Raw genomic sequence first — 10,500 nt, 5'->3', positions numbered from 1 at the left:
CTTTTTTATAATGATTGCTAAACGTCTTATTTAGCCTCAGCGTAACGTTTTTCTACTTCGTTCCAGTTAATTACATTAAAGAAAGCTTCAATATAATCTGGTCTTCTGTTTTGGTAGTTTAAGTAATAAGCATGCTCCCAAACATCTAATCCTAAAATAGGTGTTCCTTCACAACTTACTCCTGGCATTAATGGGTTATCTTGATTTGGTGTAGAGCACACTTCAACCTTACCTCCTTTATGCACACATAACCAAGCCCAACCAGAACCAAATTGTGTTGCTGCAGCTTTACTAAAAGCATCTTTAAAAGCATCAAAACTTCCGTAAGCAGCTTCAATAGCATCTTTTAAGCCTCCAGACAAACGTCCTTTGTCTTCCGGATTCATAACTTCCCAAAATAATGAGTGGTTATAAAAACCTCCTCCATTATTTCTAACAGCCATATTATTCATATCTAAATTAGCAAGAATATCTTCAATAGATTTTCCTTCTAAATCAGTACCTTCTATTGCACCATTTAACTTGGTTGTGTAACCGTTGTGGTGTTTAGAGTGATGTATTTCCATTGTACGTGCATCAATGTTTGGTTCTAATGCATCATACGCATATTTTAGTTTTGGTAATTCAAAAGCCATAAGTGTATGTTTTTTAGTGTTAATATTCAATTATTTCAAAATTAAACATTAAAGCTTTCAATTGAAAATATTTATTGAATCTATTATTTCTATTTAATAATATTTTAACAAGCCTATTTAATTATTAAAGATAGTCTCAAAATATATTTAGCAACCATAATTTTGTTATTATCTTGTCTAAAATTATAGTAAATGTCAACAACTACACCCTTTAAAGTTTATGATGCTTCTGCTGGAAGTGGTAAAACCTATACACTAGTTAAGGAGTATTTAAAATTGTTATTTACTAATAAATTTAATGATGGTTTTAAGCAAATTTTAGCCATAACATTTACCAATAAAGCGGTTGGCGAAATGAAATCTAGAATTTTAGATACCTTACACCAATTTGCAAACCCTAACATTTTAGAAGGTAATGACAGTATGTTTTTGGCTATTTGTAGTGAGTTACGCTTAGAGCCTAAAACAGCACACAATAAAGCAATTGCAATGTTAAATACAATCATGCATAATTACGCAGCTTTTGACATTTCTACCATAGATGGTTTTAACCATAAACTAATCAGAACCTTTGCTCATGATTTAAAAATACCAATTAATTTTGAAGTCGAGCTTGACACACCAACCTTACTTAATCAAGCTGTTGATAGTCTGATTGCAAAAGCTGGCACAGACAAAAAACTGACTAAAGTTTTAATAGATTTTGCTTTAGAAAAAGCTGATGATGACAAAAGTTGGGATGTTTCAAGAGATTTTAACAGCACTGCCAAAGTACTTATTAATGATAACGATATTCCTTATTTTGAAAGTATCAAACATAAAACTATTGAAGATTTTAATGCATTAAAATCAAATTTAATTCAACAAATTAAAGCTAGTGAAACCCTAATATCCGAATCTGCAAAGGCTATTTTGGACATTTTTGCTGCTAATGGATTAGACAAAGCAAGCTTTACAAGAGGCACATTATTTAATCATTTTGTAAAAGCTTCCGTTTTAGACTTTGATAAGCTTTATGACAATTTACTAGCTAAAAATATAGCTGAAGGAAAAATTTATACAGCTAAATTGGATTCCGCGAAAGCGTTAATCATAGACCAATTATTACCAGATATAGATCGTGCTTACCATAAAATTAAAACTGCTGTTTTTGATTTAAAGTTTAAAAAATCAGTATATAAAAGTAGCACACCTTTATCTGTTTTAAATGCTATAAATCAAGAACTAAACACTATAAAAGAAGACGAAAATAAGTTGTTAATATCCGAATTTAATACACTTATTAGTAAAGAAATTAAAAATCAACCAACACCTTTTATTTACGAACGTTTAGGTGAAAAATTTAGACATTATTTTATTGACGAATTTCAGGACACATCAGAAATGCAGTGGACTAATTTAATTCCTTTAATAGAAAACACATTAACAGGTCAAAACCTAAAAGGTCAACAAGGTACAGCCATGCTGGTTGGAGATGCTAAACAGGCTATTTATAGATGGAGAGGTGGAAAAGCAGAGCAATTTATTGGACTGACACAAATGGACAACCCGTTTCCTATTGAAAAAAATGTTGTGCGATTAGAACACAATTACCGAAGTTTTAAAAACGTAATTGATTTTAACAATCAGTTTTTTGATTTTTTATCTTCTAACAGTTTTAGCAATTCAGAATATGCCACATTATACAAAAATGCACCGCAAAAACCTGTTATAAAACATGATGGTTATGTACACCTTAATTTTTTAGATATTCAAAAAGAAGATGATCAGGACGTATTATTTCCAGAAACTGTTTTAGATACCATCACTAATTGTCTAAACAATAATTACCAACTAAAAGATATTTGTGTTTTAGTACGAAAGAAAAAAGAAAGTGTAGCTATAGCAGAATTTTTAAGCGATAAAGGCATACGTATTACTTCATCTGAAACCATGTTAATAAACAATTCTGAACATGTAAGGTTAATTGTTAACGTGTTTAGACTTCTGGTAAACCCAAATAACCTAGAAGTTAGAGTCAGTGTTTTAGACTACATTGCAGATCAAAACAATATTGAAGACAAGCACCTATATTTTAAATCAAATTTAGACTTAGATCTTCAAGAGTTTTTTGACAATTTAAAGCAATATAATGTTGATTGTAATCCAAATTATCTTATCCAATTATCGCTATATGACTTAACCGAAACCATAGTAAGAAGTTTTAATTTAGCGCAAACATCCAATGCATACATCCAATATTTTTTAGATGTTGTTTTAGACTATTCTCAAAAACAAATTTCTGATATTCCTGGATTTTTAGACTATTATGATTCTAAAAAAGATACTCTTGCAATAGTTTCTCCAAACAATCAAAATGCGGTTCAAATCATGACCATCCATAAATCAAAAGGCTTGGAGTTTCCGGTTGTTATTTTTCCTTATGCTCAATTGGATATTTACAGAGAAATAGAACCAAAGGAGTGGTTTCCGTTAAATGAAACAAACTACAGTGGGTTTTCAAAAATATTACTAAACTATAATAAAGATTTTGAATTCTTTGGATCTATTGGAGAAGCAATACACACAAAACATAGGTCAGAACAAGAATTAGACAACTTAAACCTTTTATATGTTGCGTTAACAAGACCTGTAGAACAACTATATATTATTTCTAAAAAAGAAAAAGAGACCAAAACAGGTGTCACTTTAAAAACATATTCCGGCTTATTAACAAACTACTTAATGCATAAGGGATTGTGGAATGAAAACCAATTAGAATATACTTTTGGTAATCCAAAAAGAGAAATAACACCAGATGCAAACATTGAAACCAGCAAAGAAATTGAACAATTTATAAGTGTAGATAAATTGGATCATAATATTAAAATAATCACTAAATCTGGATTTTTATGGGATACAGATCAGCAAAATGCCATAGAAAAGGGTAACTTAATACATGATATTATGGCTGATATTAATACAAAGGATGATATCGATAAGGCTATAACAAACTACTTAAATGATGGTTTAATAAATAACAAGCAAGCAACTCTTTTAACTCAAACTATAAATCAAATAATAAATCATGAAGAAATAGCGCAATACTATACAAATGATTACCAAATTTATAACGAGCGTGATATTATATCAAAATCAGGAGCAATTATAAGACCAGATCGCTTAGTCATAAAAAACAACACAGTAAGTATTATTGATTACAAAACTGGGCTTCCTGACCCTAAATACAGAGAACAACTAGAAAACTACTCTGATATTTTAAAAGAGATGGATTATAAAATTGATCAAAAAATATTGATTTACATAAACGAAAATATAAAATTAGTAACCTATTAAATCAAAAGAATTTTAACAACACATAACTATAAAGCAAACATTAATTAAATTTGCACTACTAAAACAACAAACATGTATAGCAGTATCAAACAACATTTACAACAAGAAATACAAGATATAAAAGATAATGGTCTATTTAAAGAAGAGCGTATAATAACCTCTGCACAAGGTGCCGAAATAACTTTAAATACAGGTGAAACAGTCCTAAACTTTTGCGCAAATAACTATTTAGGGTTATCATCTCATCCAGAAGTAATTAAAGCAGCACAAGACACCATGGACACTCATGGATTTGGAATGTCTTCTGTTAGGTTTATTTGCGGTACACAAGACATACACAAAACCTTAGAAGAAAAAATAGCCAATTTTTATGGCACTGAAGATACCATACTTTACGCAGCAGCATTTGATGCCAATGGTGGTGTTTTTGAACCTCTATTAGGTAAAGAAGATGCAATTATATCAGACTCTTTAAATCACGCTTCAATAATCGATGGCGTTAGACTATGTAAAGCTGCGAGATATAGATATCAAAACAATGATATGGCAGACTTAGAAAAACAACTAATTGACGCTAACAAAAATGGAGCAAGATTTAAAATTATTGTTACCGATGGTGTATTTTCCATGGATGGCTTAGTAGCTCCTTTAGACAAAATTTGTGACTTAGCAGACAAATATGATGCAATGGTTATGATTGATGAATGTCATTCCGCTGGTTTTATTGGAGAAACAGGTCGAGGTACATTAGAAGAAAAAGGTGTTATGGACCGAATAGATATCATTACCGGAACTTTAGGTAAAGCTCTAGGAGGAGCAATGGGAGGATATACAACAGGAAAAAAAGAAATTATTGAATTGCTACGTCAACGTTCTAGACCATATTTATTTTCAAACTCATTAGCACCTGCTATTGTTGGAGCGTCAATTAAAGTTTTTGAAATGCTAGACAAAGACAATTCGCTTAGAGACACTTTAGAAGAAAATACAAATTTTTTCAAAAAAGGAATGAAAAATGCAGGTTTTGACATTATAGATGGTGACTCTGCAATTGTACCAGTTATGTTATATGATGCAAAATTATCTCAAACCATGGCAAATATGCTTCTAGATGAAGGTATTTATGTTATTGGATTCTTTTTTCCAGTAGTGCCTAAAGAAAAAGCAAGAATACGAGTGCAGTTATCTGCTGCTCACACAAAAACACATTTAGAAAAAGCCATCAAAGCCTTTATTAAGGTAGGTAAAGCACTGGAAATTATTTAGAAACAATCATAATTGGGTCGCAAAAAGAGGATATAATCAATATTTTTATATATTTGTCTTTGTTAATATTATTTAACAACTTATTTTTGCTTCTAATTAACACTTAAAAATTAAATTTTTGAATATGAAAAATCTTAGCAGATTATTGTTCACAATGTTACTTCTAACAAGTATGGGTAACGTTATGGCTCAAGACGAAAACAACCCGTGGGCTATTAACTTCGGTATCAACGCAGTAGATGTATATCCTGTAGGAGAAGATGCTCCTCAAGGAGGATACTTTGAAGAATTCTTTAACGTAGAAGATCACTGGAGTATATTACCTTCATTATCAACTATCTCTGTTTCTAAATATGTTGGAGATAACTTCTCTATACAAGCAGGTGGTTCTATCAACAGAATTAACAAATGGGGACAAACAGAAGACAACTTCACAAACCCTAGTTTAAGAGTTAATGATTTAGCATATTATGCTGTAGATGGTAACGTAAGATACCATTTTGCAAATATAATTGGATCTTCAAAATTAGACCCTGCAGTTGGTATTGGAGGTGGTTACACATGGATCGAAGAAGGTGCATATAACACATTCTCTACAGAAGCTGGTTCTAACAATTCAGTTGGTGCAGGAACATTAAACGCATCTTTAGGATTAACTTACTGGTTTACTGACAACATTGGTTTTTACGTAGAATCAAAATATAAGCATTCTTTTGAGGATTACTTAACTAAGCATTTCCAACATTCTGCAGGATTATCTGTTAGATTTGGAGGAACTGACACTGATGGTGACGGAATATATGACAAAAACGATGCTTGTCCAGATGTACCTGGTTTAGAAGCTTTCAACGGTTGTCCTGATACTGATGGTGATGGAATCGAAGATGCAAAAGACTCTTGTCCAAACGAAGCTGGTTTAGCTGAGTTTAACGGATGTCCTGACACTGATGGAGACGGTGTAGCAGATAACAATGATGACTGTCCAACAGTTAAAGGTTTAAAAACATTAAAAGGTTGTCCTGATGCTGATGGTGACGGTGTAGCTGACGCTAAAGATAAATGTCCAAGTGAAGCTGGTCCTGCTGCAAATGGAGGATGTCCTTGGCCAGATACTGATGGTGACGGTGTATTAGACAAAGATGATAACTGTCCTAAAGAAGTAGGTACTGTAGCAAACAATGGTTGCCCAGAAGCTCCAGCTGTACCAGACCAAGTTGTATTAGATAAATTAAATAGCTATGCTAAAACTATCTTATTTGACACTGGAAAATCAAGCTTCAAAAAAGAAACTTACTCTGTATTACAGTCTATTACTGCAATATTAAAAGAATACCCAGAGGCTAACTTTACAATCGAAGGTCACACTGATAGCGTTGGAAGTAAAACTACTAACCAATCATTATCTGACTCTAGAGCTAACGCTGTAATGGCTTACTTAATCGAAAACGGAATTGATTCTGCTAGATTAAATGCTTACGGTTTTGGTGAAGATTACCCAATCGACAGCAACAAAACTAAAGCTGGAAGAGTTAACAACAGACGTGTTGAAGTAAAACTTAAAAAATAAGTTTTAGTCAAACACTAAATTTTATAGAAAAACGCTTCGGGAAATCGAAGCGTTTTTTATTTTTATATAATGACAAACTTTATTCAAGATGTAATTCTAGATTTAAAAAATCAAAACGCATCTTTTAGCGATCTAATCTTTATACTTCCAAGTAGAAGAGCTGGTGTGTTTTTGAGAAATGAATTAAGCTTGGTGTTAAATCAAACAATATTAGCTCCTAAAATTCTGAGTATTGAAAACTTTGTAGAAGATTTGTCCAATTTAAAATCAGTAAGTAATACTGAATTACTCTTTCAATTTTATAATACATATTTAGAGTTAACACCAGAAAACCAAAGAGAACCATTTGATGCTTTTACAAAGTGGTCTCAAATTATACTTCAAGATTTTAATGAGATAGATCGTTATTTAATCCCTCAAAAAAAAATATTCGATTACCTAAAAGCTATCAAGGATTTAGAACATTGGTCACTTCAAGCTAACCAAACTGAATTAGTGACTAATTACTTAAGTTTTTGGAATAAATTAAATGACTACTACACACACTTTACAAAAAAATTAATTGACAACCGTCAAGGCTATCAAGGACTATTATATCGTGAAGCTTATAACAATATAGAGTCTTATATTGAAGAAAGTAATTCAAAACACGTATTTCTTGGTTTTAATGCGCTTAATGAAGCAGAGGAACACATCATACAAAAATTAATTAAAAATCATTTAGCATCGATTTATTGGGATACGGATCAAACATTTATTGAAAATAAAATACATGATGCTGGCTTATTTATTAGACAGCATAAAACTAATTGGAGTGTATTTGAAAAACAACCGTTTAATTGGCTAAACAATTATTATAAAACGGATAAAAACATCAACATATATGGAGTACCTAAAAATATAGGGCAAGCTAAAGCTGTTGGAAAAATACTAGATAACTTATCAAGCACAGACCCAAATCTAAAAAATACAGCAGTTGTTTTAGGAGATGAAAACCTATTAATTCCAATACTTAACTCGGTACCAAAATCTGTAGATGTTTTAAACGTGACTATGGGATTTCCTTTAAAGACTATACCCTTAGCTTCTTTATTTGAACATTTATTTAACCTTCAAAAAAAGCATAATAACAAACTTTATTATAAAGAAGTTATTAGCCTATTATCACACCAATATATTCAACCATTATTTAATAACGGAAGTGCAATTACACTTATTGATACAATAAATAAAAACAATATAGTGTATTTAAACGAAACTTCGTTGTTAGAAATAACTAAAGAGGAAACTTCATTAATAAAGCTACTGTTTGGAAATTGGAAAAATAACCCAAATATAGGTTTAGAAAATTGTTTCGAACTAATAACAACAATTAAAGAACAACTTTCAGAAGATAAAAAAACAAACCAATTAGGTTTAGAGTATCTATTTAGGTTTAACACCTTGTTTAATGAAGTAAAACGTTTAAACGACACATATAATCACATTAAAGACATTAAAGGTTTATATAGTATTTACAAAGAATTATTAAGCTCTGAAACTTTAGATTTTCAAGGAGAACCGTTACAAGGTTTGCAAATAATGGGAATGTTAGAATCACGTGTACTTGATTTTGAAACTGTTATTATTACCAACGTAAATGAAGGTATTTTACCATCAGGAAAAACAAACAATTCTTTTATTCCTTTTGATGTTAAACTAGAAAACAAACTACCTACGTACAAAGAAAAAGATGCAGTTTACACCTATCATTTTTACCATTTGTTACAACGTGCTAAAAATGTTTACATTTTATATAACACCGAAATTGACACATTATTAGGTGGCGAAAAAAGTAGGTTTATCAATCAGCTAGAATTAGAAGGCATACATAAAATTAATCATCAGATATTAACACCAAAAATTCCTAATTACAAAAAAGAATTAGCTGTAATTACTAAAACAGAATCTATAATTAGTCAACTAAAAACAATTGCGCAAAAGGGTTTTTCTCCTTCATCATTGACAAGCTATGTTCGTAATCCTATTGATTTTTACTATCAAAAATTATTAGGAATCTCTGATTTAGAGGAAGTGGAAGAAACCATAGCTGCAAACACATTGGGTACTGTTGTGCATAATACTTTGGAGGCTTTATATATCCCTTTAAAACAACAGTTTTTAACAGTAGAAATTATAAAATCGCTCAAACCTAAAATTGATGAATTAATTACCAAGTATTTTAAAGAAGAATATAAGGATGGTGACATGACTAAAGGAAAAAACTTGATTGTTTTTGAAATTGCTAAACGTTATGTTTTAAACTTTTTAAACCTTGAGATAAAATCATTAGAAGCAGGAAATACTATCAAGATAATAGATTTAGAAGCCCAAAGCAACCAAGTCTTTACAACAGTTAAAGGTTTAAATTTTTCTATAAAATTACGAGGAACTGTTGATAGAATAGATGAATTTAATGGCGTTACAAGAATTATAGATTACAAAACAGGTAAAGTAGACCAAAGCAAGGTTTCGGTTATTGAATGGGATGATGTATTGACAGATTATACTAAATACAGCAAATCATTTCAGGTATTAATGTATGCCTATATGCTAAAAAAAATGAATCTTGTAGAGTTACCTTTAGAAGCAGGTATAATTTCATTTAAAAACTTAAGTGCTGGTTTTATTCCTTTTACAAAAAAAGAACAAGTTAGAGGTGGTAATAAAACAACACTAATTACAGCTGAAATTTTAGAAGAATTTGAAATTCAACTACATAAATTAATTCTAGAGATTTTTAATCCAGAAATAGATTTTATAGAAAAAGAATTATAATGGAAATTAAGAATGAAGTTTTAAATAGAAAAGCACAAAAACCAATTATTTTTGATTTGTTTTTTAAACAAACTAACAAACCTAAGGCGTTGGTTATTTTTTGTCATGGATATAAAGGTTTTAAAGATTGGGGACCATGGGATCTTGTTGCGCAACATTTTAAAAATAACGATTTATTTTTCGTGAAATTTAATTTTTCTCATAATGGAGGAACAGTTAAACAACCTATAGACTTTCCTGATTTAGATGCTTTTGCAGAAAATAATTACAGTAAAGAGCTGCAAGACCTTGATGATTTAATTAACTATTTACTGAGTCAAAATAATGACTATTTATCAGAAATAGACATTAATAATATTACACTAATTGGACATTCTAGAGGTGGAGGCATAGCAACTATTAAAGCATCTGAAGACTCTAGAATAACCGACTTAATAACGTGGGCTAGTGTCTGTGCATTTGGAAAACGAACATCTACTACAGGAGATTTAAAGCAATGGAAAATTGATGGTGTAAAATATGTTTTAAACGGAAGAACAAAACAGCAGATGCCGCATAATTATCAATTTTATTTAGATTATAAAGCCAATAAAGAGCGATTAAACATAGAAAAATGTTGTAAAAAAATAAAGATTCCACATTTAATAATTCATGCTATTGATGATCCATCTGTTAAATTTGAAGAAGCTAAAAATCTTCATAAATGGAACCCAAATAGCAAATTATTTAAATTAGAAAACAGTAATCATGTGTTTGATGGTAAACACCCTTGGGAGGAAAAGAATCTTCCTAAAGCTTTGGAAGCAGTAACAAAACAAAGTCTAATGTTTATTACCTAACCATATACTAAACACCATAATGATTATTATATAGTATTGA

General features: G+C 30.5%; 6 protein-coding genes. 5 read left to right on the top strand and 1 reads right to left on the bottom strand.

The features are described 5' to 3' along the window. Positions 1 to 26: 26 nt before the first annotated feature. A complete protein-coding gene (locus tag ITB9_RS11960) occupies positions 27 to 635 on the bottom strand; it encodes a superoxide dismutase (RefSeq protein ID WP_054852425.1) in 609 nt (202 codons plus the stop codon). 192 nt (positions 636 to 827) lie between these two features. On the opposite strand from ITB9_RS11960, the gene ITB9_RS11955 reads away from it, so the two are divergent. The 5 genes from ITB9_RS11955 (at position 828) to ITB9_RS11935 (ending at position 10,460) form a co-directional block, all read left to right on the top strand. Continuing rightward, positions 828 to 3,971 (top strand): exodeoxyribonuclease V subunit beta, encoded by a 3,144-nt coding sequence (locus ITB9_RS11955; protein ID WP_054852418.1) that lies wholly within the window; start codon positions 828 to 830, stop codon positions 3,969 to 3,971. Positions 3,972 to 4,043: 72 nt separating this feature from the next. Beyond that, entirely contained in the window at positions 4,044 to 5,237 is a 1,194-nt protein-coding gene (gene kbl / locus ITB9_RS11950; protein WP_054852417.1) for a glycine C-acetyltransferase, read from the top strand. A 124-nt stretch (positions 5,238 to 5,361) separates the two neighbouring features. Continuing rightward, positions 5,362 to 6,804: an OmpA family protein gene (locus tag ITB9_RS11945; protein WP_054852416.1), complete on the top strand. Its 1,443-nt coding sequence runs from the start codon at positions 5,362 to 5,364 to the stop codon at positions 6,802 to 6,804. A 69-nt stretch (positions 6,805 to 6,873) separates the two neighbouring features. Continuing rightward, positions 6,874 to 9,621 carry a PD-(D/E)XK nuclease family protein gene (locus ITB9_RS11940; RefSeq protein WP_054852415.1) on the top strand — a complete coding sequence of 916 codons (2,748 nt, stop codon included), beginning with the start codon at positions 6,874 to 6,876 and terminating at the stop codon, positions 9,619 to 9,621. After that, complete coding sequence (locus tag ITB9_RS11935; RefSeq protein ID WP_054852414.1) at positions 9,621 to 10,460, top strand: S9 family peptidase; 840 nt, start codon at positions 9,621 to 9,623, stop codon at positions 10,458 to 10,460. The genes ITB9_RS11940 and ITB9_RS11935 overlap by 1 nt, the downstream gene beginning before the upstream one ends. The last annotated feature ends 40 nt before the right edge of the window (positions 10,461 to 10,500 follow it).

Source organism: Olleya sp. ITB9 (assembly GCF_001315805.1).
Taxonomy (GTDB): domain Bacteria; phylum Bacteroidota; class Bacteroidia; order Flavobacteriales; family Flavobacteriaceae; genus Olleya; species Olleya sediminilitoris.
This window is presented reverse-complemented; position numbering and strand designations above follow the sequence as displayed.

What these genes read in the sequence shown, in the direction of transcription:
- kbl (WP_054852417.1), top strand. Translation starts at nt 4,044, where the DNA reads ATGTATAGCAGTATCAAACAACATTTACAACAAGAAATACAAGATATA.
- ITB9_RS11945 (WP_054852416.1), top strand. Translation starts at nt 5,362, where the DNA reads ATGAAAAATCTTAGCAGATTATTGTTCACAATGTTACTTCTAACAAGT.
- ITB9_RS11935 (WP_054852414.1), top strand. Translation starts at nt 9,621, where the DNA reads ATGGAAATTAAGAATGAAGTTTTAAATAGAAAAGCACAAAAACCAATT.
- ITB9_RS11940 (WP_054852415.1), top strand. Translation starts at nt 6,874, where the DNA reads ATGACAAACTTTATTCAAGATGTAATTCTAGATTTAAAAAATCAAAAC.
- ITB9_RS11960 (WP_054852425.1), bottom strand. Translation starts at nt 635, where the DNA reads ATGGCTTTTGAATTACCAAAACTAAAATATGCGTATGATGCATTAGAA.
- ITB9_RS11955 (WP_054852418.1), top strand. Translation starts at nt 828, where the DNA reads ATGTCAACAACTACACCCTTTAAAGTTTATGATGCTTCTGCTGGAAGT.